At 31.4% G+C, this 25,301-nt stretch carries 22 protein-coding genes and 1 tRNA gene; 17 read left to right on the top strand and 6 right to left on the bottom strand.

The genetic code is table 11. From position 1 onward, the window contains the following. Positions 1-29: 29 nt before the first annotated feature. Together fbp and CHB67_RS03315 are read left to right on the top strand one after the other, a co-directional pair. A complete protein-coding gene (gene fbp / locus CHB67_RS03320; protein ID WP_089380332.1) occupies positions 30-1,052 on the top strand; it encodes a class 1 fructose-bisphosphatase in 1,023 nt (340 codons plus the stop codon). Between the two features lie 184 nt (positions 1,053-1,236). Next, a complete protein-coding gene (locus tag CHB67_RS03315; protein ID WP_089380331.1) occupies positions 1,237-1,845 on the top strand; it encodes a superoxide dismutase in 609 nt (202 codons plus the stop codon). A 71-nt stretch (positions 1,846-1,916) separates the two neighbouring features. Here CHB67_RS03315 and CHB67_RS03310 read toward each other — a convergent pair whose 3' ends face one another. Next, positions 1,917-3,818, bottom strand: coding sequence for an amidophosphoribosyltransferase (locus CHB67_RS03310; RefSeq protein ID WP_089380330.1), 1,902 nt, complete (start codon positions 3,816-3,818; stop codon positions 1,917-1,919). A 61-nt stretch (positions 3,819-3,879) separates the two neighbouring features. Next, a complete protein-coding gene (locus CHB67_RS03305; RefSeq protein ID WP_089380329.1) occupies positions 3,880-4,806 on the bottom strand; it encodes a PfkB family carbohydrate kinase in 927 nt (308 codons plus the stop codon). A 98-nt stretch (positions 4,807-4,904) separates the two neighbouring features. On the opposite strand from CHB67_RS03305, the gene CHB67_RS03300 reads away from it, so the two are divergent. The 8 genes from CHB67_RS03300 to CHB67_RS03265 all read left to right on the top strand — a co-directional run bounded on the left by CHB67_RS03300 (position 4,905) and on the right by CHB67_RS03265 (position 10,540). Then, positions 4,905-5,327, top strand: a complete 423-nt coding sequence (locus CHB67_RS03300) for a SufE family protein (RefSeq protein ID WP_089380328.1) — start codon at positions 4,905-4,907, stop codon at positions 5,325-5,327. A gap of 51 nt (positions 5,328-5,378) precedes the next feature. Further along, entirely contained in the window at positions 5,379-5,699 is a 321-nt protein-coding gene (locus CHB67_RS03295) for a DUF59 domain-containing protein (protein WP_089380327.1), read from the top strand. Further along, positions 5,700-6,209 carry a DUF2480 family protein gene (locus CHB67_RS03290; RefSeq protein ID WP_089380326.1) on the top strand — a complete coding sequence of 170 codons (510 nt, stop codon included), beginning with the start codon at positions 5,700-5,702 and terminating at the stop codon, positions 6,207-6,209. Positions 6,210-6,291: 82 nt separating this feature from the next. Next, positions 6,292-7,161, top strand: coding sequence for a DUF3078 domain-containing protein (locus tag CHB67_RS03285; RefSeq protein ID WP_089380325.1), 870 nt, complete (start codon positions 6,292-6,294; stop codon positions 7,159-7,161). A 158-nt stretch (positions 7,162-7,319) separates the two neighbouring features. Continuing rightward, complete coding sequence (locus CHB67_RS03280) at positions 7,320-8,198, top strand: DUF3078 domain-containing protein (protein WP_089380660.1); 879 nt, start codon at positions 7,320-7,322, stop codon at positions 8,196-8,198. 76 nt (positions 8,199-8,274) lie between these two features. Continuing rightward, positions 8,275-9,372 carry a CNNM domain-containing protein gene (locus CHB67_RS03275; protein WP_089380324.1) on the top strand — a complete coding sequence of 366 codons (1,098 nt, stop codon included), beginning with the start codon at positions 8,275-8,277 and terminating at the stop codon, positions 9,370-9,372. Continuing rightward, on the top strand, positions 9,365-9,880 hold the full coding sequence (locus tag CHB67_RS03270; protein WP_089380323.1) for a hypothetical protein: 516 nt from the start codon (positions 9,365-9,367) through the stop codon (positions 9,878-9,880). The genes CHB67_RS03275 and CHB67_RS03270 overlap by 8 nt, the downstream gene beginning before the upstream one ends. Positions 9,881-10,126: 246 nt before the next feature. Then, positions 10,127-10,540, top strand: coding sequence for a hypothetical protein (locus CHB67_RS03265; RefSeq protein ID WP_089380322.1), 414 nt, complete (start codon positions 10,127-10,129; stop codon positions 10,538-10,540). 275 nt (positions 10,541-10,815) lie between these two features. On the opposite strand, the gene CHB67_RS03260 is transcribed toward CHB67_RS03265, so the two are convergent. Further along, a complete protein-coding gene (locus tag CHB67_RS03260; protein WP_089380321.1) occupies positions 10,816-11,982 on the bottom strand; it encodes an IS256 family transposase in 1,167 nt (388 codons plus the stop codon). A 234-nt stretch (positions 11,983-12,216) separates the two neighbouring features. Further along, positions 12,217-13,896: a glutamine--tRNA ligase/YqeY domain fusion protein gene (locus tag CHB67_RS03255; protein WP_089380320.1), complete on the bottom strand. Its 1,680-nt coding sequence runs from the start codon at positions 13,894-13,896 to the stop codon at positions 12,217-12,219. Positions 13,897-14,161: 265 nt separating this feature from the next. Between CHB67_RS03255 and folB the strand changes: the two genes are divergently transcribed. From folB to CHB67_RS03225, 6 genes are all read left to right on the top strand, one after another. Then, entirely contained in the window at positions 14,162-14,521 is a 360-nt protein-coding gene (gene folB, locus CHB67_RS03250) for a dihydroneopterin aldolase (RefSeq protein ID WP_089380319.1), read from the top strand. A gap of 74 nt (positions 14,522-14,595) precedes the next feature. Beyond that, positions 14,596-14,666: transfer RNA gene (locus CHB67_RS03245), tRNA-Cys, on the top strand. A gap of 148 nt (positions 14,667-14,814) precedes the next feature. Next, positions 14,815-15,675, top strand: coding sequence for an MBL fold metallo-hydrolase (locus CHB67_RS03240; protein ID WP_089380318.1), 861 nt, complete (start codon positions 14,815-14,817; stop codon positions 15,673-15,675). A gap of 16 nt (positions 15,676-15,691) precedes the next feature. After that, positions 15,692-17,332: a S8 family peptidase gene (locus tag CHB67_RS03235; protein ID WP_089380317.1), complete on the top strand. Its 1,641-nt coding sequence runs from the start codon at positions 15,692-15,694 to the stop codon at positions 17,330-17,332. A gap of 95 nt (positions 17,333-17,427) precedes the next feature. Further along, positions 17,428-19,263: a M1 family metallopeptidase gene (locus CHB67_RS03230; RefSeq protein WP_089380316.1), complete on the top strand. Its 1,836-nt coding sequence runs from the start codon at positions 17,428-17,430 to the stop codon at positions 19,261-19,263. A gap of 189 nt (positions 19,264-19,452) precedes the next feature. Further along, complete coding sequence (locus tag CHB67_RS03225; protein WP_089380315.1) at positions 19,453-20,016, top strand: fasciclin domain-containing protein; 564 nt, start codon at positions 19,453-19,455, stop codon at positions 20,014-20,016. Between the two features lie 132 nt (positions 20,017-20,148). Here CHB67_RS03225 and CHB67_RS03220 read toward each other — a convergent pair whose 3' ends face one another. Both CHB67_RS03220 and CHB67_RS03215 read right to left on the bottom strand, forming a co-directional pair. Further along, on the bottom strand, positions 20,149-20,358 hold the full coding sequence (locus tag CHB67_RS03220) for a YwbE family protein (protein ID WP_317045686.1): 210 nt from the start codon (positions 20,356-20,358) through the stop codon (positions 20,149-20,151). Positions 20,359-20,373: 15 nt separating this feature from the next. Then, positions 20,374-24,204, bottom strand: a complete 3,831-nt coding sequence (locus tag CHB67_RS03215) for a reprolysin-like metallopeptidase (protein ID WP_089380314.1) — start codon at positions 24,202-24,204, stop codon at positions 20,374-20,376. A gap of 155 nt (positions 24,205-24,359) precedes the next feature. Between CHB67_RS03215 and CHB67_RS03210 the strand changes: the two genes are divergently transcribed. Then, on the top strand, positions 24,360-25,298 hold the full coding sequence (locus CHB67_RS03210; protein ID WP_089380313.1) for a bifunctional riboflavin kinase/FAD synthetase: 939 nt from the start codon (positions 24,360-24,362) through the stop codon (positions 25,296-25,298). Positions 25,299-25,301 lie beyond the last annotated feature (3 nt).

Below are 25,301 nucleotides of genomic sequence, written 5' to 3'. Positions count from 1 at the left end.
TTGTTGAAACTACAACACAAATTTTTTATATGGAAAACAACAAAGCAACCTTAGGAGAATTCATTATTGAAAATCAAAAGCATTATAAATCAACCACTGGTGAATTTTCCAGACTATTATCATCTATTAAATTAGCAGCCAAAATTGTAAACCATGAAGTTAACAAAGCTGGATTGGTAGATATTATGGGAGCAGCAGGAGCAACAAATATTCAAGGCGAAGACCAACAAAAATTAGATGTTTATGCCAACGATGTTTTTATGAAAACATTGATAAACAGAGAAATTGTTTGCGGTGTTGCCAGTGAAGAGGAAGATGATTTTGTAACTATTTGCGGGAAAGATGGCAGCAATCAAAATAAATATGTTGTTTTAATAGATCCGCTTGATGGCTCTTCAAACATTGATGTAAACGTATCAGTAGGTACTATATTTTCTATTTATAAAAGAGTAACACCAATTGGTGCTCCTGTTGAGTTAAAAGATTTTTTGCAACCTGGAAACCAGCAAGTAGCAGCCGGTTACGTGGTTTATGGTACATCTACCATGTTGGTTTACACCTCTGGATATGGAGTTAACGGGTTTACGTTAAATCCGGCATTGGGTACTTTTTACTTATCGCACCCTGAATTTAGGTTTCCTGAAAATGGAAAAATTTATTCAATTAATGAAGGAAATTATGTTCATTTTCCGCAAGGAGTGAAAGATTATTTAAAATATTGTCAGGAAGAAAAAGAAGATAGACCTTATACTTCACGTTATATTGGTTCGTTGGTATCAGATTTTCATAGAAATATGATCAAAGGTGGTATTTATATTTATCCAACTAGTTTTATTGGTCCTAAAGGAAAATTACGTTTGTTGTACGAATGTAATCCAATGGCTTTTTTAGCTGAACAAGCCAATGGTACTGCTAGTGATGGTTATGGAAGAATTTTAGACATTGAACCTACAGAATTACACCAACGTGTTCCTTTTTTCTGTGGAAGTAAAAATATGGTTGCTAAAGCTGAAGAGTTTATGGCAAAGTACCCTGAAGATGCTGATTATTAATTGTATATTAAACTGTTCTAAGAAACAATTTCAATAAATTAAGATCTATAAATTAATGTTCTTTATAACTTAAAACAATAACACTATAAAAACATTCGATTTTTAAGATTTTTTAAAATGAAAACGGTTCGTTATCTTTGAATAAAACAGAAATACAATTTAACTTTAATTAAAATATATTACTATGTCATTTGAATTACCAAAATTACCGTACGCTTATGATGCTTTAGAACCACATATTGATGCTAGAACAATGGAAATACACCATTCTAAGCACCACGCTGGTTATACAAACAATTTAAACAATGCCATTGCTGGAACCGAATTAGAAGGGAAATCTATTGAAGAAATCTTAGGTGGTTTAGATATGAATAATGCAGCCGTTAGAAATAATGGAGGTGGATTTTACAATCACTGTTTATTTTGGGATGTAATGAATCCTGAAGGAAAAGGATATTTAACAGGAGAATTAAGAGATGCTATTGAAGCTGAATTTGGTTCAGTTGAAGCTTTTAAAGATGCTTTTGCTAAAGCTGCAGCAACTCGTTTTGGTTCAGGTTGGGCTTGGTTATGTGTTCATAAAGGTGGAAAAGTTGAGATTTGTTCAACTCCAAATCAAGACAATCCTTTAATGCCGGGTGTTAGTTGTGGAGGCTTTCCTATTTTAGCTTTAGATGTTTGGGAACACGCTTATTACTTGCATTACCAAAATCGTAGACCAGATTATATCAATGCATTTTTTAATGTAATTAACTGGAATCACGTTGAAAAATTATACGCTGAAAATAAATAATTCTCAGTATTATTCTAAACAAAAAAACACGCCAATGGCGTGTTTTTTTTATATATGTTCATCTAATTTTCTTAGTAAGCTCTTTTGTTATTTCCTTCAAAGAAATTAATATAAGAATCGTTTACTACTCTATTTCCACCAGGTGTTGGATAATCTCCTGTAAAATACCAATCTCCTAAATGATCTGGACATGCTTTATGTAAATTATCAACCGATTGGTAAATAATTTCAACTTCAGCTTTAATATCTTTTGTTTTCAACATTTCAGCAATTTTATCTGAAATTTGCTCGTCTGTAAACGGCGCATAAATTTCTTGAACCGAATTGGTGATTTCTGAATCTTCTAAATGTTGTTGACTTTTACATTTTTTATAAACCTCTTCAACTAAATGATATTGATCTGCATCTTTTAATAATTCTAATGCAGCTCTAAAAGCAATAAAATCACCCATTCTTGCCATATCAATACCGTAACAATCTGGATATCTAATTTGAGGAGCTGATGAAACTATCACAATTTTTTTAGGTTTTAACCTGTCTAAAATTTTAATGATACTTTTTTTCAACGTTGTACCACGCACAATACTATCATCAATTATCACCAAATTATCAGTTGGCTTTACTATTCCGTAAGTAACATCATATAAATGGGCTACTAAATCGTCTCTACTATTATCGTCAGCAATAAACGTACGCAACTTAGCATCTTTAATGGCTAATTTTTCAACACGTGGCCTTTCAGAGAGTATTTCTGTAACTTTTTCAGAAGAAAGTTTTCCTTTCCCTGTTAAAATTTTGTTTGTTTTTTGAAGATTTAAAAAGTCTTCGGCTGCTTCTCGCATACCATAAAACGAAGTTTCAGCAGTATTTGGTATGAACGAAAAAACCGTGTTTGAAATATCATTGTCAATTTTTTCTAATATTTGAGGAAATACGAATTTCCCTAAATTTTTACGTTCTGTATAAATATCAGCATCACTACCTCTTGAAAAATAAATACGTTCAAAAGAACATGCTTTTTTAGGTAATAACTCTGTTACTTGCGGCAAGGTAATTTTACCGTTTCGCTTAATAATTAATGCATGACCAGGCTCAATTTCTTTTACTTCATCAATATCAACATTAAAAACTGTTTGAATTACAGGGCGCTCAGAAGCTACAACAATAACCTCATCATCTTTATAGTAAAATGCAGGTCTAATTCCGGCAGGATCTCTCAATACAAATGCATCTCCATGCCCCAACATCCCAGCCATTGCATAACCACCATCCCAGTTTTTTGCTGATCGTTTTAGTATTTTTTTAATATTAATTCTTTCTTCAATTAAAGGGGAAGCATCTTTTTTTGAAACACCTTCTGATTTCTTTAATTTTTGATAAGACTTAGCCACTTCATCATCAATAAAATGACCTATTTTTTCCATAACAGTAACAGTATCAGTCAATTCTTTTGGGTGTTGACCAATTTCAACCAAATCATTAAAAAGTCGTTTAGAGTTGGTCATATTAAAGTTTCCAGCTACAATTAAACTCTTATGACGCCAGTTACTTTGGCGTAAAAATGGATGTACACTTTCAATACTATTTTTTCCAAATGTACCATAACGTACGTGTCCTAAAAATAAATTTCCAATATATGGCGCATTATTTAATTGCCATTGAACGTCATCAATTTTATCAGGGAACTCTTCATTTAAACCATTTAACCTTCCGTTAATTTGAGAAAAAATATCTTGTATTGGCTGTGATTGGTTTGAACGAACCCGACTTATATATCGGGTACCTGGATCAACATCAAACTTAACACTTGCCAAACCAGCACCGTCTTGACCACGATTGTGCTGTTTTTCCATTAACAAATACATTTTATTTAAACCGTAAAATGCCGAACCGTATTTGTCCTTATAATATTGCAGTGGCTTTAGTAATCTAACCATTGCAATTCCACATTCATGTTTAATAGCGTCACTCATTGTATTAATTTTAGTTGTGCATTTAATATAAATAAAAATTCCGCACGTATGCGGAATCTTATTAACCTAATTCTATTTCAAATTGAGTTAATTGTTTAAATTGTAATAATCTTTCTTCAATTTCTTTTGTTGTTAAATCTTCCATCCTTTCGGTTCCAAATTTTTCAACACAAAAAGAAGCTAAATTAGACCCCGAAATTACAGCTCTCTTCATATTTTCAAAGGAAATATCTTGTGTTTTTGCTAAATAACCAATAAAACCACCAGCAAAAGTATCTCCTGCTCCTGTAGGATCAAAAACTTCTTCTAAAGGCAAAGCAGGTGCAAAAAACACATCGCCATTATTAAATAATAATGCACCGTGTTCTCCTTTTTTAATCACCACATATTTTGGTCCCATTTTATGAATTTTTTGAGCTGCTCTTACCAAAGAATATTCTCCTGAAAGTTGACGCGCTTCTTCATCATTAATAGTAATTACATCAATTTTTGCAATTACTTCCATCAATTCATCCAATGCATTATCCATCCAAAAGTTCATTGTATCTAATACCACTAATTTTGGTCGGTTTGGAATTTGATTAATTACACCCATTTGAACTGCAGGGTGTAAATTTCCTAACATTAAAAAATCTGTATTTGCATATTCTTTAGGAACAACTGGATTAAAATCAGCCAATACGTTTAAATCTGTAATTAAAGTATCTCTTGTATTTAAATCATTATGATATTTTCCGCTCCAAAAAAATGTTTTACCATCTTCAATAATTTCAACACCATCAGTATTTATATTTTTGGTGTTTAATTTTGCCAAATATTCCTTCGGAAAATCTCCTCCGACTACTGAAACGATACCAGAACTAACACCAAATTGCGCTGCAGAAAGTGAAATATATGTTGCTGCACCACCTAAAATTTTATCCGTTTGTCCAAATGGTGTTTCAATTGCATCAAAAGCCACGGTACCAACTATTAATAATTTACTCATATTATATTGTATATACACACCTAATTAACCTTTTTAATTGTGTTTATATTTTTTTTAAACACTCGATGTGATTATTTTTGCAAAAATAAGTTTAAAAAATGACTATCAAAGAAATACAAGAAGAAATTATAGACGAGTTTTCAATGTTTGACGATTGGATGGAACGCTATGAGTATATTATTGAACTTGGAAAATCACTTCCAATGATAAATGATGAGTTTAAAATAGATGAAAATTTAATAGTTGGCTGCCAAAGTAAAGTATGGTTACATTCTGAAATTAAAGAAGATACCATCACTTTTACAGCAGACAGTGATGCCATTTTAACCAAAGGGATTGTGGCCTTATTGTTACGTGTTTTCAACAATCAAAAACCTAAAGATATTTTAGATGCAGACCTGTTTTTTGTTGATGAAATTGGATTAAAAGAACATCTTTCACCAACACGTGCAAACGGATTGGTTTCAATGATAAAACAAATAAAACTTTACGCCTTAGCTTTTCAGTCTAAATTAAGTTAATTCATGTATATTTGTACTTATTTAGAATGAATATAAAGAAGATTTTTTGATATGAATAGTGAGCATGTTCAAGATTTAGGGGATAGAATAGTTGAAACTTTAAAAACAATTTACGATCCTGAAATCCCAGTAGATATATTTGAATTAGGTTTAATTTACGATGTTTTTGTAAGTGAAAATAATGACGTCAAAATTTTAATGACTTTAACTTCGCCTAACTGTCCTGTTGCTGAAACGTTACCTGTTGAAATTGAAGAAAAAGTAAAAACCATTGACGTGGTTAACAATGCTGAAGTTGAAATTACTTTTGACCCTATGTGGACACAAGATATGATGAGTGAAGAAGCTAAATTAGAACTTGGATTTTTATAAATGGCTAGCGAAATTGTAAATAGAGTGGCAAATAGCCAACTTATAACAATTGACCTTGAAGATTATTATCCAAAAGGCGAAAGAACTATTATTGACATTAAAGCTTGGTTATTTCATGAACTTATTTTAAAAGAAGCTGATTTTCGGGAGCATTTAAAAAACCATGATTGGAGTAAATACCAAGATAAATTCATCGCCTTAACCTGCTCTTCAGATGCCATTATACCTTCTTGGGCATATATGCTAATTAGCACTTATTTAATTCCTTATGCTAAAAAAATAGTAGTAGGAGATTTAACCACCTTAGAAACAGCTATCTATCAAGAACTTATTTACAATTTAAATATCAGTAACTTTAAAGCAAAACCTGTAATTATAAAAGGTTGCGCTAATAAACCAATCCCACCAACAGCTTACATTCAACTTATTGAAAAATTACAACCTCATGTAAAATCAATAATGTTTGGAGAGGCTTGCTCAACCGTACCCCTTTTTAAAAATAAAAAATAATTTTTGTGACTTTTAAATTTTTAAGAGTCTTACTTAATGTATTTCTAAAAATTTAAACAATTAACACTCAAAATAAACATTTATGAAAAAAGTAATTTTATCAATGGTAGCGGTAATTAGTTTTTCGCTGTCATTTGCTCAAGAAAAAACCAAAGACACTACGTATTGGAATAAAGAAGGAAAAATATCATTTCTATTCAATCAATCTGCATTTTCAAACTGGGTTGCTGGGGGTGAAAACACCATAGCTGGTAACCTGGGCGTAGATTACACGTTTGATTATGTCAAAGATAAAATTACTTGGAACAATAGAATTGTTGCTTCTTACGGATTAACAAACAGTAAAAATAATGAGTTTACTAAAAAAACTGATGACCGCTTGCAATTAAATTCTGTGATTGGTTTAAAAGCTAAAAATTACTGGAGTTATTCTTTCTTTTTAAATTTCAACACCCAGTTTGCAAAAGGATATGAATACGGAAAAGATGCCAATGGAAAAGAAATTAGAACAGAGTATACAAACTTTATGTCTCCTGGGTATTTAGCTTTTGGACCAGGTTTACTTTGGGAAAAAAATAAAAACCTAAAATTCAACATTTCTCCAGTAGCCGTAAAACTAGTTTTTGTTGATAAAGCTTTTACATTACCTAATGATAAATATTTTGGAGTAGAAGAAGGAAAAGGTTTAAGAACAGAATTAGGGTTAAGAGCCTCAGGATATGCTAAATTCAATATTATGGAAAACATTAGCATGGAAAACATTCTTGTTTTATATACGAATTACTTAGAAGATCCTCAAAATGTAGATCTCGATTACACCATGAATTTAACGTTAGATGTTAATAAATACATTTCAGCAAACTTAATTTTCCAAGCTGTTTATGACGATAATGCTTTTGAAGGCTTCCAAATTAGAGAAGTTTTTGGAATTGGAGTGAACTACAACTGGTAAAGCATTTTAAAATAATTTAATAAAAGAACACATTTGGCAAAATTTTTGCTGAAAGTGTTCTTTTGTTTAACCATATCTTATAGCTATAAAGCTATTTAATAACATCGTATACATTTAATTTTTTAAATTTGATGTTTTTTAATTCAACAGTAAACAATATGATACGTTTTGTTTTAACCCTAATTTTAATTTCAACTTTCACAATTTCATTTGCTCAACAAAAAAAAGAAGAAAAAAAAGATGGCTGGGAAAATCAAGGGAAATTCACCCTTTTATTTAACCAATCTGCCTTTTCTAACTGGGTTGCTGGAGGTGACAATACCTTAGCCGGAAACGTTAATTTTAACCATACCTTTAATTATAAAAAGGATAAATTTATTTGGAACAATAGAGTTATTGCATCTTATGGATTAACTAAAAGTAAAAATACTGATTTCCCAAAAAAAACAAATGATGGGATAAATTGCAATTCAATGTTTGGTTATGATGCAGAAAATTACTGGTTTTACTCACTACTTATTAATTTCAAAACTCAATTTACAAAAGGGTATAAATACAAAAAAGATGCAAACGGTAAGGAGTATAGAGAATCATACACCAACTTTATGTCTCCAGGTTATTTATTAATTGGACCCGGTATGCTTTGGGAAAAAAACAAAAACTTAAAATTAAACTTAGCACCAGCGACTTCTAAATTTGTATTTGTTGATGAAAAGTATACAAAACCAAATCGCGGTTATTTTGGAGTTGAAGAAGGCGAAAATTTACGTTACGAAATAGGTTTTAGCGCCTCATTTTACCATAAATTTAAGTTAATGACCAATGTAACTATGGAAAATATTTTAGCATTTTACTCTAACTATATTGATAAACCTCAAAATATTGATATGAATTACACTGTAAATATCGACATGAATATTAACAAACACTTATCAGCCGATTTTATTTTTCAATCTATTTACGATGATAATGCGTATAGCGGATTTCAAATTAGAGAAGTATTTGGCATAGGATTAAACTATAATTTTAAATATTAAATCAAAAAACACTTCTAACTTTAAACTACTAATTAAGTAAAATTTATTCCTTATTTTAGCAGTAAAACAGCCGTTAATGTCTTTACTTATATTTTACGCAGTAATATCCATTTTTTTCTCATTTTTATGCTCAATACTTGAAGCTGTACTACTTAGTATTACACCAACATTTATTCAAATCAAAAAACAAGAAGGCAAATTATACGCAAATACACTAGAAAACTTGAAAAAAGATGTTGACAAACCTTTAATTTCAATTTTAACAATAAACACCATAGCACATACCGTTGGAGCTATTTTAGTGGGAGTACAGGCTGAAAATTTGGATTTTGATGTTAATTTTTTAGGAATTAACATTGTTGGTATAGTTTCAGCAATCATGACTTTTTTAATATTGGTAGTTTCTGAAATTATCCCAAAAACTATTGGAGCAACTTATTGGAAACAACTTGCAAACTTTACCGCCAAAACACTTACATTATTAATTTTTCCTTTAAAATGGAGCGGAATTTTGTGGCTACTTCAATTAACAACAAAACTAATTGGAGGTAAAAGTGCACACGGTTCCATTTTAAGTAGAGAAGACTTTCATGCAATGACCGATATAGCCCACGAAGAAGGTGTTTTTGAAGAAAGTGAAAGTGCAATTATTAAAAACTTATTATCGTTTAAAGATGTAGAAGCAAAGGATATTATGACACCAAGAACTGTGATGCTAGTTGCTTCTGAAGAAATGACAATCCAAGCTTTTTATAATGAACATCCAAAATTACGTTTTTCAAGAATCCCAATTTTCAAAAATGATTCTGACACAATTACGGGTTTGATTTTGAAAGATGAAGTAATGGAAGAAATTATTAAAGGAAATGGCAACCAACCTTTATCTTCTATAAAAAGAGAAATATCAGTCACCAATCGAAATATTCCAATTCCTGATTTGTTTGAAAAATTTATTTCAAAACGCGAACATATTGCACTAGTTACTGATGAATATGGTACAACAAGCGGTTTAGTAACTATGGAAGATGTTATTGAAACATTACTTGGTTTAGAAATTATGGATGAAAGTGATAATGTTGCCGATTTACAACAACTAGCCAGAAATAGCTGGGAAACAAGAGCCAAAAAAATTGGGTTAATTCAAGAAAAAAAGAAAGAAAATAGCAATGAGTAAGAATAAATCTACCCAGTTTTACATGAGAATCTTTCACCGTTATTTAGGCTTTTTCTTAGCCGGAATAATGGCAGTTTACGCATTTAGTGGTGTAATACTTATTTATAGAGATACCGATTTTTTAAAAACTGAAAAAGTTGTTGAAAAAAAATTAAAACCAAATTTAGAAACTGAGGTATTAGGTAAAACTCTTCGTTTTAAAAATTTTAAAGTTGAAAAAACTGAAAACGATTTGGTATATTTTAAAAATGGGACTTACAATACTTTAACAGGAGACGTTAAGTACACCGCCAAAGAATTACCTTTTGTTATTAAAAAATTTACAGATTTACATAAAGCTACCTCATCATCACCTTTATATTTCTTAAATATCTTTTTTGGAGTGTCGTTGTTATTTTTTGTAATTTCTTCATTTATTATGTTTAAACCAAAAAACAAAATATTTAAAGAAGGTATTTACATAGGAATTTCCGGTATTATTTTAACTATTATTTTACTATTTATTTAGTTTATAGAATCTATATTTTCATGCATCATTGAATTCAATAATTCTTTTAGGCATAAAAAACACACCTTATTTTATTTATCAAAAAAGAACCAATTCTTAAAAAAGTTGGTTCTTTTTATTTTAAAACAGTATTCGTAGATAAAATATGGTAGTTCATTGATTCTAATTTTTAACTTCTATTAACTTGCGTTTATTTGAATAAAGATTTAAAAATCAATAAAATAACACTTTCAAAAACTTCAAATTATGAAATTAAAAATGAGGAAAATATGGAAATTAGTTGTGGTTGCATTAGTAATAACAACAAGTGCTTTCGCACAGCAAAGAGGGCAACAAGGTGGTCAACGAGGTGGAGGTAAACAAGCTCCGCCAGAATTACCAACTTCCAAAGAAATTAAAACAATGGTTAGTAATCTATCAGGTGAACTTTTATTATCAGACGAACAAGAGGAACAAGTGCTAGAATTATACACTTTACATTTTGAAGAGGTTGAAAATAAAACAAAATCGGGAAGACCTGATAGAAATGAAATGGAAGAATTAAAAGAAGATTTTGAAAATGAAGTAAAAGCTGTTTTAACCGAAGAACAGCAAGAATTATTTACTGCATACCTAAAGAAAAACAGTAAAAAAAGAAAATCAAAAAGAAAAATTAATTAAAACACTATACCTTAAAGTCTGTAAACTTATATATTGGGTTCAATTTATCAAAGTTGAACCCTGTTTCTAAATAGGGTCATAAATTGGTTTAAAATGAGTCTCCAGTTGTGAATTGGCATTGTCCATTTTTAAGTTATTCAGTAGTTGATAAAAAAATAATCGAATTTAGGGGTTGAAGTTTAACCTTTGTGCCAGGAATTAACAGGTAGCGTCCAACTTTGTGTGTCTGCCTCATCTCAACTTATAAGATTTGAAGCGTTTAATTTTGTTAAAAATTAAACTAATTTATTCAGTTTTTCATCAAATTTAAAATTATAAATTGGATATCCAAAATACCCTTCTTCTTTATCCATAGCCACTTTAGATAATAATGTTAAAGCGGCCTCAAAATTTGGCATTGAATTTCTAATCTTAAAAGTTCTTTTAAACTCTTTATTTAAGCGTTCTATCCAATTTGTTGTGTAAATCATTCTTCTGATTTGTGGGTGATAGTTTGTATATGTAAAATACAATTCATTCATTGGGTTAAATGGTAAGTTTCCAATGTGTTTATAATTTTTTCTCCACTTTTGAGCAAAGCTATCTAATCTATCAAAAGCTTTAGTTACAGTATCATTCATTAGGTTTAAGTTAAATACTTCTTCTAAATCTGTGGCAATTTCTGTTTTGTGTTTTGAAGCTACTTTGTTTAAAATGTTTCGTTTTAAGTGAACAACACATTTTTGATGTGCTGAATTTTTGAATACCAGCGGAATTACCGTATCTAATGCTGTTAAATTATCAGAGATAATAATCCCAATTTTTTCTACGCCTCGTTGTTTTATTGATTTTAAAACATCACTCCAACCTGAGGCTGATTCACAGGGAATATTAATAATTCCTAACACTTCCCTGGTATAATCCTCTTTAACACCTAGCAAAATATAGAAAGCCTCTGAGCTAACGGTTTCTCTTCTAATTTTAAGATGAATAGCATCTATATATACTGCTAAATAATTTGAATCTAATGGACGTTCTCTCCATTGTTGCATTTGTTCATAAAAAGTAGCTGTAATATTAGAAATGGCACTCTTGGAATAATATTTACCATAAATCTTACCCATCAGACTTCCTATCTGAGAAGTCGTTAAACCATTTCCATAAAGCTCAAATGATAAATCTTCTAATTGCTGTTTTTGATCCCGAATTAAGGCTAAAACCATTGGCTGAAACATTCCTAGTCGATCTCTTGGAATACGTAGTTCTATTTGTTTGCCCATACCTACAGCAAATGCTTTACGATATCCATTACCTTTGTTTAATTCACAATTTTCTAAATAATTTTTGCGCTCACTATACATTAAGCTATTCAAAGTCATTTCTAAAACAGTAGTAAGACCTCTTTCATGTTCTAATAGTTTGTTTAAACTACTTTGTAATTGTACTTTTGTTAATTCAATCATCTCTCTTATATTTTTATTGTTTTTGTTAACTTCAAATTTATAAGTTGAGATGATTTTTTAAGTAATCACAGACACACTTTTTTGGACGGTATCAATTAACAAGCTCGATTATATGTTTGAATTAGAAGCTATATTGAAGACTTTGAAGATTGAGTAAGTTGAGATTTAAGTATATAAAAAAGGGCATTTTCATATTAAATGAAAATGCCCTTTTTTTATGTGTATATAAGTTATTTACTCCCCCATTTTAGCCCAACTATCACGTAAAGGCACTGTTCTATTAAAAACTAAGCTATCAGCGGTTGACTCAGTGTCAACACAAAAATAACCCATACGTTGAAATTGAAAACGATCTAAAATAGCTGCTTCTTTTAAACTTGGCTCAACAAAAGCATTAATTACCTGTAAAGAATTCGGATTGATAAATTCTTTAAAATCTTTGTCTTTATGTCCATCAGGAGCCTCGTCAGTAAATAATCGATCGTACACGTTTACCTTAGCAGGTACGGCGTGTTTAATAGAAACCCAGTGTAAAGTACCTTTCACTTTACGTTTGCTGGCTTCAGTACCGCTTCCGCTTAAAGAATCTTCGTCATAAGTACAGTGAATTTCAATAACTTCACCATTTTCATCTTTTATGCAAGTTTCAGCTTTAATAATATAAGCATTTTTTAAACGCACTTCTTTACCAAGTTTCAATCTAAAAAACTTTTTATTAGCCTCTTCTCTAAAATCTTCTTTTTCAATATAAATTTCTCTACTAAAAGGCACATCTCTAAACCCTGCATTTTCATCTTCCTGGTTGTTTTCAGCAGTTAAAATTTCATCTTTCCCCTCAGGGTAATTAGTAATTACCACTTTTACCGGATTTAAAACAGCCATTACACGTGGTGCAGTTTTGTTTAAATCATCTTTAATACAATGCTCCAATAAAGCAACATCCGTAACATTATCACGCTTTGAAATTCCTGCAGTTTCACTAAATTTTCTAATAGAATTTGGCGTATAACCTCTTCTTCGTAAACCCGAAATTGTAGGCATTCTTGGATCATCCCAGCCATTTACAATTCCTTCTTCAACCAACTGCAATAATTTACGCTTGCTCATTACTGTATAGCTTAAATTTCTACGTGCAAACTCACGCTGTTTAGGTCTTAATAAACTAGGATCGTATACTTGATCAACATACCAGTCGTATAAATCTCTATGACTCTTAAATTCTAAAGTACAAATAGAGTGCGAAATTTGTTCTAAATAATCACTTTCACCATGCGTCCAGTCGTACATTGGGTAAATACACCAATCGTTGCCAGTTCTATGGTGGTGTTTTTTCAAAATACGGTACATAATAGGGTCACGCATATGCATATTAACATGCTCCATATCAATTTTTGCACGCAACACATGAGAACCTTCTTCAAACTCACCATTTTTCATTTTCATGAACAAATCCAAGTTTTCTTCAACACTTCTATCTCTATTAGGGCTGTTAGTACCAACTTCAGTAGGCGTACCTTTTTGCTGCGCCATTTCTTCTGATGATTGATTGTCAACATACGCCTTTCCTTCTTTAATCAATTCAATAGTCCAATCAAATAATTGCTGAAAATAGTCCGAAGAATACAATTCTTTATCCCATTCAAAGCCAAGCCATTGAACGTCCTGTTTAATAGAATCTACATATTCCTGCTCTTCTTTTGCAGGGTTTGTATCGTCAAAACGCAAATTTACAGGCGCATTATACTTTAAACCTAGTCCAAAGTTTAAGCAAATAGACGCAGCATGACCAATGTGTAAATACCCATTTGGTTCAGGCGGAAAACGAAACCTTAACTTCTCTTTTGGCAATCCATTTGCCAAATCTTCTTCAATAATTTGCTCAATAAAATTGAGTGATTTTTTTTCTTCAATCATAATAAAAAACTAATGAGAGGCAAAAATATTGTTTTTTTTTGTCAAATCAACTTGTATAAGTACTAAAAGAATCGCCAAGTTTGTAATAATAATAATTTTTTGTGCGTTTCCTTTCAGGTCGGGCTATCACTACTCGCTTTTTTAACGTTAAAAAAAACGTTAAAAAGAGCTCAAACAAACCGTTCTATCCCTAACGCGTAATTTTTATACTATAAAATCCATTTCATAATTCTACCTTTGCAATTCAAAATTAGTAAGTAGCGCAATGGGAACAATTAAAATTAAAAATATAAGAGTTTATGCCTATCACGGTTGTTTAATTGAAGAAGGTAAAATAGGTTCTGATTATAGAGTAGATGTTACTGTAAAGGCCGATTTATCAACCTCTGCAATTTCTGATAATTTAGCTGATACAGTTGATTATGTACATTTGAATAAAATTGTAAAAGAAGAAATGTCAGTACGTTCAAAATTGTTAGAAGAAGTTGCCAAACGCATTTTAGATCGTATTTTAGTTGAAATACCAATTGTTAAATTTTCAAAAGTAGCCGTTTCAAAATTAAACCCGCCAATAGGAGGCAATGTTGCAATGGTAACTATTGAAATGTCAAAAAAAAGAAAATAATGAGTTTAAGTAACATTAAGTATAAAAAATGTTGCCAGCTTATGAAAAATAATTAAATTTGCAATCCTAAATAAGGCGTCGTGGCCGAGTGGCTAGGCTGGGCTCTGCAAAAGCTCCTACAGCGGTTCGAATCCGCTCGACGCCTCAATAAAACCTAAGCTCGTAGCTTAGGTTTTTTAATTTCTTAACATTTTGTTAAGTATAATTTAATGTATATTTGTGCATTAAATATGAAAAACTGAAAGTAAAGTACTACTAAAACAACGGTTTTTTATATTGAAATTTTGAAAAGTATGACAATTTATCCTATTGAAACAGGAAACTTTAAGTTAGATGGTGGTGCAATGTTTGGTGTAGTTCCAAAAACGTTATGGCAAAAAACCAATCCTGCAGACAGTAATAATTTAATTGATATGAGTATGCGTAGCATGCTTATTGAAGATGGAGAGCGACTTATTTTAATTGATACTGGAACAGGTAACAAACAATCTGATAAATTTTTTGGCTATTATTACTTTTTTGGAGATTTTTCTCTAGATGGTTCATTAGCACAACACGGATTTCATAGAGATGACATTACTGATGTTTTTTTAACACATTTGCATTTTGACCATTGCGGTGGTGCAATTCAATGGAATAAAGATAGAACTGGTTACGAACCTGCTTTTAAAAATGCCAAATTTTGGTCTAACAAAAACCATTGGCAATGGGCTATTGAGCCTAATGTTCGTGAAAAAGCATCCTTTTTAAAAGAAAATATCAACCCAATTGAAGCTAGCGGCCAATTAAATTTTGTAAACATCCCTTCGGGAGATTTTGCCAAAAACACCGAACTAGGCTTTGATATTTTATTTGCTGACGGACATACCGAAAAGCAAATGATTCCTCATATTCAATACAAAGGAAAGACCATTGTTTTTATGGCAGATTTATTGCCAACAGTTGGACATATACCATTACCGTATGTGATGGGTTATGATACACGTCCGTTATTAACGATGGATGAAAAAGCAAAATTTTTAAACGAAGCAGCAGATAAAGAATACCTATTATTTTTGGAACACGATGCTGAAAACCAGTTATGTACAGTAGAACACACTGAAAAAGGAGTTCGATTAAACGAAACCTATAAATTTAACGAAGTATTTAATTAAACAATCAAAATAAAAAATGAGAATATTAAAACCAATGTATGTAGTAGCCATTGCAGCCATTACATTAGCAAGTTGTAGCTCTCTTAAAAACATGGCAGTTCCTACTATGGATACAGCTGTTAATGCTACTGCAAAAAAAGGAACTATCAATGATGAAGATTTCAATCATTGGGCACATGCCGATTTAGCTACTGATTCTATACCAGGAATGAGTTTAGATAAAGCTTACAAATTTGTTGAAGGTAAAGAAAGTACAACGGTTATTGTTGGTGTTATTGATTCAGGTATTGATATTGAGCATGAAGATTTAAAAGATGTACTTTGGGTGAACACAAAAGAAATTCCTGCAAACGGAATTGATGATGATAAAAATGGGTATGTTGATGATATTTATGGATGGAATTTCTTAGGAGGATATGGTGTTGATGCTCCTGAACAATTAGAAATTACACGTTTATACGCTAAATCTAAATCTAAATTTGAAGGTAAAACAGCAGAAACTGTTAGTGCTGAAGATAAAGCAGCATTTGAATTATTTCAAAAGTATGAAAAAGCATACAATGCTTCTGCAGGAACTTATATTGCAACAATGGAGCGTTTAAATCAAATAAATGCAACGTTTGATAATGTAATGAAAGCTATGGAAACTGATAAAATTTCATTAGAATCCCTACAAGCTTTTAAAACAGATGATGAAGTTATTTCGGCACAAGTTGCAGGTTTGGTTGCTTTATATGGAAGAGGTGCTACATACGAAGATTTTAAAGAATACTATGATTCTCAAGCTAAAAATAAAAGTTACGATTTAGAGTACGATGGTAGAGCAATTGTTGGAGATAACCCTGAAGATATTACCGATTTAAATTACGGAAATGGAGCTGTAATTGGTTCTAAAGATATTGAGTCGCACGGAACACATGTTTCTGGAATTATTTTAGCAAATCGTACGAATGACTTAGGAATGAAAGGTGTTGCAGACAATGCAATATTAATGTCAGTTAGAGCCGTTCCTGATGGTGATGAGCGCGATAAAGATGTTGCTTTAGCAATTAGATATGCAGTTGATAATGGTGCAAAAGTTATCAATATGAGTTTTGGTAAAAGCTGGTCTCCAAATCCAGAATGGGTTTTTGAAGCTTTTAAATATGCCGAAAAACATGACGTTTTATTAGTACACGCTGCTGGTAACGATGGTAAAGATATTGATGTTAGTGAAAACTGGCCGAATGATACTGCTGATAAAATAAATGAACTTTGTGACAATGTGTTAACTGTTGGTGCAATGAGTTCAAATTATGATGAAAATATTCCAGCAACTTTCTCAAACTACGGACAAAAGAATGTAGATGTTTTTGCTCCTGGAGTACAAATTTATTCAACAGTGCCAAAAAATGAATACGCAAGATATAATGGAACTTCAATGGCTTCTCCAGAAGTTGCTGGTGTTGCTGCTTTGGTAAGATCATATTACCCTGAATTATCTGCTAGTCAGGTAAAACACATTATTATGAATTCAGGTACTGAAGTTGATATGGATGTTTTAATTCCTGGTAAGAAAGGTGAAAAAGCTAATTTTTCTACTTTATCAGTTTCAGGAAAAGTTTTAAATGCTTACAATGCATTGGTTTTAGCCGATAAAATGGTAAACAAAAAATAAGAATTATAATTTTCTGTTAAAAGAGCACCTTCATTTGAAGGTGCTTTTTTAGTTTATATAGTAATGGCTATATTGCAGTTTCGAAAAATACCCTCATGAAAAATTTATTTACACTCCTTTTTTTAACGAGTTCTTTATTAGTAAATGCTCAAAATAATACTTCGTATTGGCAACAACATGTTGATTATACCATGGATGTTGATGTGGATGTTGAAAAATATCAATATACTGGAACTCAAAAATTAGTGTACGCTAACAATTCACCAGATGTTTTAAATCGTGTTTTTTATCATTTATATTTCAATGCTTTTCAACCTGGAAGTGAAATGGATAGTCGTTTAGAGGATATTATAGATCCAGATGGAAGAATGGTTGTAAATAAAGGAACTCGTGAAAATCCTAAAAATGAAAGTAGAATTGCAACACTGAAACCAAATGAAATAGGATATTTAAACGTACTTTCGTTAACCCAAAATGGAAAAAAAGTACAAACTAATGTTGAAGGTACTATTCTTGTGGTCGATTTAGTTTCGCCAATTCCGCCAGGAAAAAAAGCGGTTTTTGAGTTGACTTTTGAAGGACAAGTTCCTGTGCATATTAGAAGAGCTGGAAGAAATAATGAAGATGGTGTTGCGCTTTCTATGGCGCAATGGTATCCAAAAATGGCTGAATATGATTTTGAAGGGTGGCACGACGATCCTTACATTGCACGTGAATTTCACGGAGTTTGGGGAAATTTTGATGTTACAATTCATATTGATAAAACGTATACAATTGGAGGTACAGGAGTACTTCAAAATCCACAAGAAATAGGTCATGGTTATGCAACTAAAAGTCAGAAATTAAACCTTCAAAAAGGAAAAAAACTAGCGTGGCATTTTAAAGCTAAAAACGTTCATGATTATTCTTGGGCAGCAGATGCTAATTTTGCACATGATGTTTTGCAAACTGCAAGCGGCACTAAACTTCATTTCTTTTACAAAAATATCGATACGTATAAAAAAGCTTGGAAAGAGGTACAACCGTTAACTGAAAAAGCCTTGGAGTATTTTAACTCAGCTATTGGTCCGTACCCTTGGGAACAATATTCAGTAATACAAGCAGGAGATGGAGGAATGGAATATGCCATGTGTACTTTTGTAGCTGGAGGTAAAAACTTAAACGAAATTGCAGGAACCGTTTTTCATGAATTTGCCCATGCGTGGTTTCAACATTTATTAGCTACAAATGAAAGTAAGCATTCTTGGATGGATGAAGGTTTTACAACCTATATATCAACATTGGCTTCTAATAAAATAGTAGAAGGAGGTAATGATACACCAAATTCAAACGGTTACAGAGGTTACTATTATATTGTTAAAAACGATTTTGAAGAACCGCTAACAACCCATTCAGATAGATTTCATACCAATACGGCTTTTGGTATTGCTAGTTATACAAAAGGAAGTATGTTTCTTACACAGTTAAATTATATTATTGGCGAGGAAAATGTGAAAGCAGCCTTGAAACAGTATTACGCCGATTTTAAATTTAAGCATCCAACACCTAACGATTTTAAACGTATTGCCGAAAAAGTTTCTGGAATACATTTAGATTGGTATTTAAATGAATGGACAGAAACCAAACATACCATTGATTATGCTGTTGTAAAAGTTGAAGGAACTTCAATTACATTGGCTAGAGCAGGAAAAATGCCAATGCCAATAGATGTTACAGTAACGTATATAGACGGAACTTCAGAAGATTTTAATATTCCATTGCGTATGATGCGAGGAACAAAACCAACAACTGCTATAATTTTAAAAGATTGGGCTTGGGCTTACCCAACATATACTTTTACAACTAAAAAAGAAGTTGCTAAAGTTGAAATTGACCCTTTAGGCTTCATGGCTGATATTGATAAAACCAATAATACTTATTCAAAGAAATAGTTCCTGTTTTGAAATCATTTTCTTAACACATCTTTAATATGCTGTAGTACAGTGTTTTATTGAGTTTAAATACCCGTTTGTTAATTTCATAATTTAAATTTTAACTTTTTGTTTAATAAATAATTAAGAAAAATGAACAATATATTAAAATGTTTAAGTATATTTGAAAATAATTAAACAATATATCTTATGAAAACTATAAAAAAAATATCTGTACTCGTATTAATGTTTATGACAATTACAACTGTATTTGCTATAGATAAAAGTGAAATTGAAATAATCCCTTTTTCTGAAATAGAAGAGGAAAGCAAACAAACCATTGTTGAAGTAGCACTGGGAAATGAAAACTTCACAACACTGGTTGCTGCCTTAAAAGCTGCTAATTTAGTAGAAACTTTAAGTAGCGCAGGACCTTTTACTGTATTTGCACCGGTAAATGCTGCCTTTGACAAATTGCCTGAGGGCGTTGTTGGTGATTTACTAAAACCTGAAAATAAAGAAATTCTTACTTCAATTTTAACCTATCATGTGGTTGCAGGTGAGTTTAGAGCTAAAGATGTGGTTGAAGCTATAAACGCTAATAATGGAAGCTTTGTAATTACAACTGTACAAGGAGGTAAATTAACGGCTACTTTAAAGGATGGAAAAGTTAATTTAACTGACGAAAAAGGAAAAGTTTCTACAGTTATTATTGCAGATGTTGACGCTTCTAACGGGGTAATTCACGCCATAGATACTGTAGTAACACCATAAAAATGAACCTTAAAGGTTTGGTTTTAGTTGATTTTAAAACTCACTTAGCTGAAAAGTTAGGTGGGTTTTTTAGTTGGGATTTAATTCAGATGTAACAGCAACTGCTTTATTTTTAAAAGCAATATTTAACAATTAACTATGCACCCATTTTACACGACCAACTATTCCATCTTCTAGCTGAACTTTAATTCCATGAGGATGATTAGGAGATTTTGTTAAAAAACGCTTTACAATTCCTTCGGTTAATTCACCAGTTCTTTGGTGGTTTTTTTGTACCACATCAACAGTACTTCCAATTTTAATATTACTTCGTTGTTTACCGTCTATTTTTTTAGAATCCATATATAATTTTAACTGTTACTGTTTTATTAATTTTAAAGAAACAGGTTCATCTAACATAATTTTTGCAAAATAAACACCAGTAGGTACTGCTTCAATATTTAATAGAATTTTACCGTTGTAAACCGAGTAGTTTTTAGTTGAAATTAATTGAGATTGCACATTGTAAACTTTAACCGTAATGTCTTTTTTACTATAAGGAACTGTTATTTGGAATCTTCCTTTTGAAGGATTTGGATATGCTAAAACACCTTCAATTAAGTCAATGTTTTTAGAGAAAACTCCTTCACATTCAATGGCTGTTTTTACTTCTACTAAATCGCCATGAGTCACATCAATTTCAAACGAAGTATTAGAAGTTTTAAATACTTGCTTTCCATTTACTAAAATATTAAAAGGCGCTGTTCCTTCTGAAATAATTATGGCAGCTTTATTAGATGATATGGTTGCTTTTGCAGCAATAGTTGCTCCAGTTTCAATAACAACAGTAAAGCATTGTTCGTAGTTTTCTTCATTTATTGAAATACAAAAATCATACGTTCCTGCAGGAAGGTCATTGATTGTTTGGAAGTTTGTAAAACTGTAATCTGTTCCGTTTATTGTTGCTGTGTAATTATGTGTTTCTGTAGTAGAAATTACGATTTGGCCATTCGCTTTTCCTAGGCAAGTTTCTCCTGTACCTTCAATATTAAAATTACCTTCAGCAACAGTAAAGCAACCTACAGAATTAACTTTTGAACCTGGTGTAGAATTTGGGCATTGGTCAATATCATTTGTAATACCATCATTATCATCATCATTAATTACTTCAATGTTGAGACCACAAATTTCTAGACTCCAATTTAAAATAGTACCAGTATCAGCTTCACCATTATCGGCAACATTTAAAGTCCAATCACCTTTAGATTCAATGTTGTTTAGGTTAGCTAATGGTAACTGTGGAATAAAGCTTCCTGTAAAAGGCGCAAAGCCATCGCTAATTTTTATAGTTGCATCATCATCAAAAACGGTATTTGTATAATTGTCTCCGGCACCTCCATTACTAACAGACAGTAAAATTGCAATTCCGTTTGGGCTTGTTAATGTTAAGGTTAAATCTTCAACATAAGGATGCGTTATATTTACAGTTACATTTATGTCGGTTATAGTTTGATTATTTATTACCGTAATAATTGAGTTTACACCATTAGGATCATTATCTGGAATTTCTAACGATTTATCTGTTGAATTGTATGTATTACAAATAACATTAGCAGTAGAAAAATTAAATACTTCTGAAAAAGCACTTTCACCACAGTTGTTGCTGCTTTTTACTCTCCAATAATAAGTGGTATTAAAGTCTAAAGAGTTTGCTGTAAAGGTATTTGTTGTTAATGTATTGTTTTCTTCAACAATTGAATTAAAACTAGCATCTGTCGCTAATTGAATTTGATACGATTCGGCATTTTCATCTGCACTCCATTCAAATACAAACGGATTTAATAAATCTACAGTATTATTTTCCGGGCTTGTTAAAGTAGGTGTAGTAATTGTACTGTCGAACACGGTTAACGTTACAAGTTCAGATTTTTCCATAGCACTTGTTGCTGAAACTCCTTTCAAATTAATTTCATAGGTTCCTATAGTAAGGTTGCTAATGCCGCTAACAGTTACTTCAATATTTGTGTTGTTTGAAGTTGCTGTTGTAGGACTAAAAGTGACAGTTGATCCTGCAGGATTACCTGTAGCCGAAAATGTAGTTTCTTCATTAAAACCTAAAAAAGTAGTATAGGTAAAATTATAAACAGCACTAGATGGTTTACAAACTTTAGCTGTTGAATTGCTAAAGTCTAGTTGGAACTCTTTGGCTTGAATACTAAGGTTGGCTTTGTTAATAGCGTAAAATATATTGCCCACACTTTCAACTTTAATTCTACCTAAATTAGTAGTAATATTTGGCACAGAAAATGTATATGTACCATTGTTAGGTATGTTAGTTGCTAATTCAAAAGGAAAAGTATAACCGCCATCAGTAGAAAGTAATATATTAACTGTTGAGCAATTTACAGGAGCATTATTGGTGTTTGCGATATTCCAAGTAATGGTTTGTGATTCATTTGAATTCCAAGATTCTGAACTTGTTTGAGATGTTACATTAAAAGGTCCTGTAGTACCATCAAATGTAATGGTAGTTTCTTGACTGGATGACTGACCTCCACTTAAATTATTATCTCTAACATTTACACTAAATTTCATAGTTCTACTAACACTAGGCAATACTTCCCAAGTATCGAATAATTTGCCAGCTATTACCGTATTTTGATTGGGGAAATATCGAGTTGGAGAAGTACTAGGAGTAATAGATCTAAATGATGGACCTTCAATAGAAGTTGCAACTGGTGGTGCAACAGCATTTTCAGGATCTAACTGTTCCCAAGTATAGGTTAAGGTATCACTATCAGGGTCACTAGCTTCTGCAGTTAAAGCAAAGGGAGTTGAGATTGGAATAGTATATGTGTTTAAAGCATTTACTACAGGTGCAGAATTTCCTGTGTTTGTTAAAGTGGCACAGCTACTGCTATTTCCAGCACTAATATTTGCCCACATTTCTTGAATACTAACCAAGTGAAAATAATCATCGCTCTGTGATTGAACATTGTCAGGAGCGCATAAGCCTGCATACGCCATAATTGTTGAACCACTTCCAGGCTCGATAGATGTAATGTCGTTTTTATTTCCGCTACAACTACCTTCATTACTGTTGAAAGTATGATTTGCGCCAAATTGATGTCCCATTTCATGGGCTACAAAATCAATATCATAGGTATCTCCAATAGGGAAGCTTGAACCTGTAATACCTCTAGCTTTTGATGAAGTACAAGGTGAGTTTAATTGCGCTAAACCACCACCTCCGGTGCTAAAGGTGTGTCCAATATCATAATTATTAAAGCCAATGTTAGCGTCAATTACTGTTTGACTTTCATTAATTAAAACACTACCATCATCGTTGGTAAGGTTATCAGTATTTGGGTCTAAAAAAATAACTTTATCAGTATCGGTCACTAATTTCATAGTTAAAGAAACATCACGCTCAAAAATCGCATTAACACGTGTCATAGTTACGTTTATTGCTGAAAGAATGGCTTCTTTTTTTTCGGTTTCGGTTGCTGTTGAACTTATTCCGTGGTAGGTTAATTGAAATTGGGAATATTCTCCAGTGGTTGCAATTGCCAATCTGTAAGATCTCATTTGGCTGTCGTTAGCGTTTAAACTTTTTGAACTTAGAACCGTTTTAGCTGTTGTAGTTTTATCGTTCACATCATCAAACATACAAACAAAAGGATTTATAGATGGAACCTCTTTTTTTGAATAAACCATATAAGATTTATGGTCTGTTGTAAACGGGTCAATAAATACAGCACCTTCTTTGTTTTGTAAAATCATAGCGTGCAACCCTATTTTAGAAACACTAAATCGAATGGTTTCAGCAGAATTAGTTGTGTTTTTTCCAACATATGATTTAATAGAAGGATATTTTTTTTGTAAAACTTCATCTAAAACAGAAGCTTCAAAAATCTCATAATTTTCTATTTCTCCTGAAGCAGAAGGGAAGTCTATAATTAGATTCGATGTTGCTTTTTTATCTTTTCTTTGTGGTGTGTTTTTAAGCTTATCGGTTAAAGATTCAAGATCTAAATTATACACTTTGTAATTGTTTGGAGTGCTTCTTCTTTCAACTTTAGTTTTAGAATTGTTTTGAAAATCAGTACTTTTAAACCAAAGTTTATCAGGTGTCTGTGCCGAAATATTGACAACCAAACCAAAGAATAACAGGGTTGAAAATAGTAATTTATGATGTATTAGTTTCATTAGTAAAGATCTAGTCGAAGAAATTTTTTAGATTAACAAAGATAACAGATATTATTCTTATACAATTATAATACCAATATTAATTAATTTGATTGTATTCTTTTTTAATTAATTACAGTATTTTTACAACTTCAAATAACCTATATTTTTCAACATTGAAAATTTTCAACGATTTATCCCAATACAATTCAACTAAGAAAACGTTTGTTACCATTGGTACTTTTGATGGTGTACACGTGGGGCATCAAAAAGTAATTAAAAAATTAGTGAAAAGTGCTCAAAAAAAAGATGCCATATCGTTGTTACTTACTTTTTTTCCTCATCCAAGAATGGTTTTACAAAAAGATATTGACATTAAGTTAATTAACACCATTGATGAGCGCATACAATTATTAGAAAAAATTGGGTTAGAAGCACTAGTTATTCAACCATTTACCGAGGAGTTTTCAAAATTAACGGCATTAGATTTTGTTCGAAAAATACTTGTAAATACCTTAAATATTTCAAAATTAATTATTGGTTACGATCATCACTTCGGAAAAAATAGAGAAGGTAATTTTGAACAGTTAGAAGAGTATGGGCATACCTACGATTTTCAAGTAAATGAAATTTCACAAAAAGATATTGATAACATTGCAGTGAGTTCTACAAAAATTAGAAAAGCGCTTGAAAATGGAGCTATTGAAAAAGCAAATAACTTTTTAGGATATTGTTTTATGTTGACCGGTGAAGTTGTAAAAGGTAATAATTTAGGCGAAAAAATAGGTTTTCCAACAGCAAATTTATGTATAAAAGAAACCTATAAATTAATACCAAAAACAGGTGCTTACTTGGTGAAATCTACATTAAATAATGAACAGGTTTTTGGAATGATGAATATTGGTTTTAGACCAACCGTAAGTGGGAAAAATCAAACCATAGAAATTCATTTTTTTAATTTTAATGATAACTTATACGGAAAAAGAATTCAAATAGAAGTCCTTACTTTTTTACGCGACGAGCAAAAATTTGAATCGGTTGAGGCATTACAACAACAATTAAAGAAAGATAAAGAAAAATCATTAGAATTAATCAATGGCACTTTTTTTGAATAGAAA

This window comes from Lutibacter agarilyticus (assembly GCF_900188235.1).
Classification (GTDB): domain Bacteria; phylum Bacteroidota; class Bacteroidia; order Flavobacteriales; family Flavobacteriaceae; genus Lutibacter; species Lutibacter agarilyticus.
This window is presented reverse-complemented; position numbering and strand designations above follow the sequence as displayed.

Excerpts from the sequence above, each read along its gene's own strand:
- fbp (WP_089380332.1), top strand. The coding sequence starts at position 30 with ATGGAAAACAACAAAGCAACCTTAGGAGAATTCATTATTGAAAATCAA.
- CHB67_RS03315 (WP_089380331.1), top strand. The coding sequence starts at position 1,237 with ATGTCATTTGAATTACCAAAATTACCGTACGCTTATGATGCTTTAGAA.
- CHB67_RS03310 (WP_089380330.1), bottom strand. The coding sequence starts at position 3,818 with ATGAGTGACGCTATTAAACATGAATGTGGAATTGCAATGGTTAGATTA.
- CHB67_RS03305 (WP_089380329.1), bottom strand. The coding sequence starts at position 4,806 with ATGAGTAAATTATTAATAGTTGGTACCGTGGCTTTTGATGCAATTGAA.
- CHB67_RS03300 (WP_089380328.1), top strand. The coding sequence starts at position 4,905 with ATGACTATCAAAGAAATACAAGAAGAAATTATAGACGAGTTTTCAATG.
- CHB67_RS03295 (WP_089380327.1), top strand. The coding sequence starts at position 5,379 with ATGAATAGTGAGCATGTTCAAGATTTAGGGGATAGAATAGTTGAAACT.
- CHB67_RS03290 (WP_089380326.1), top strand. The coding sequence starts at position 5,700 with ATGGCTAGCGAAATTGTAAATAGAGTGGCAAATAGCCAACTTATAACA.
- CHB67_RS03285 (WP_089380325.1), top strand. The coding sequence starts at position 6,292 with ATGAAAAAAGTAATTTTATCAATGGTAGCGGTAATTAGTTTTTCGCTG.
- CHB67_RS03280 (WP_089380660.1), top strand. The coding sequence starts at position 7,320 with ATGATACGTTTTGTTTTAACCCTAATTTTAATTTCAACTTTCACAATT.
- CHB67_RS03275 (WP_089380324.1), top strand. The coding sequence starts at position 8,275 with ATGTCTTTACTTATATTTTACGCAGTAATATCCATTTTTTTCTCATTT.
- CHB67_RS03270 (WP_089380323.1), top strand. The coding sequence starts at position 9,365 with ATGAGTAAGAATAAATCTACCCAGTTTTACATGAGAATCTTTCACCGT.
- CHB67_RS03265 (WP_089380322.1), top strand. The coding sequence starts at position 10,127 with ATGAAATTAAAAATGAGGAAAATATGGAAATTAGTTGTGGTTGCATTA.
- CHB67_RS03260 (WP_089380321.1), bottom strand. The coding sequence starts at position 11,982 with ATGATTGAATTAACAAAAGTACAATTACAAAGTAGTTTAAACAAACTA.
- CHB67_RS03255 (WP_089380320.1), bottom strand. The coding sequence starts at position 13,896 with ATGATTGAAGAAAAAAAATCACTCAATTTTATTGAGCAAATTATTGAA.
- folB (WP_089380319.1), top strand. The coding sequence starts at position 14,162 with ATGGGAACAATTAAAATTAAAAATATAAGAGTTTATGCCTATCACGGT.
- CHB67_RS03240 (WP_089380318.1), top strand. The coding sequence starts at position 14,815 with ATGACAATTTATCCTATTGAAACAGGAAACTTTAAGTTAGATGGTGGT.
- CHB67_RS03235 (WP_089380317.1), top strand. The coding sequence starts at position 15,692 with ATGAGAATATTAAAACCAATGTATGTAGTAGCCATTGCAGCCATTACA.
- CHB67_RS03230 (WP_089380316.1), top strand. The coding sequence starts at position 17,428 with ATGAAAAATTTATTTACACTCCTTTTTTTAACGAGTTCTTTATTAGTA.
- CHB67_RS03225 (WP_089380315.1), top strand. The coding sequence starts at position 19,453 with ATGAAAACTATAAAAAAAATATCTGTACTCGTATTAATGTTTATGACA.
- CHB67_RS03220 (WP_317045686.1), bottom strand. The coding sequence starts at position 20,358 with ATGGATTCTAAAAAAATAGACGGTAAACAACGAAGTAATATTAAAATT.
- CHB67_RS03215 (WP_089380314.1), bottom strand. The coding sequence starts at position 24,204 with ATGAAACTAATACATCATAAATTACTATTTTCAACCCTGTTATTCTTT.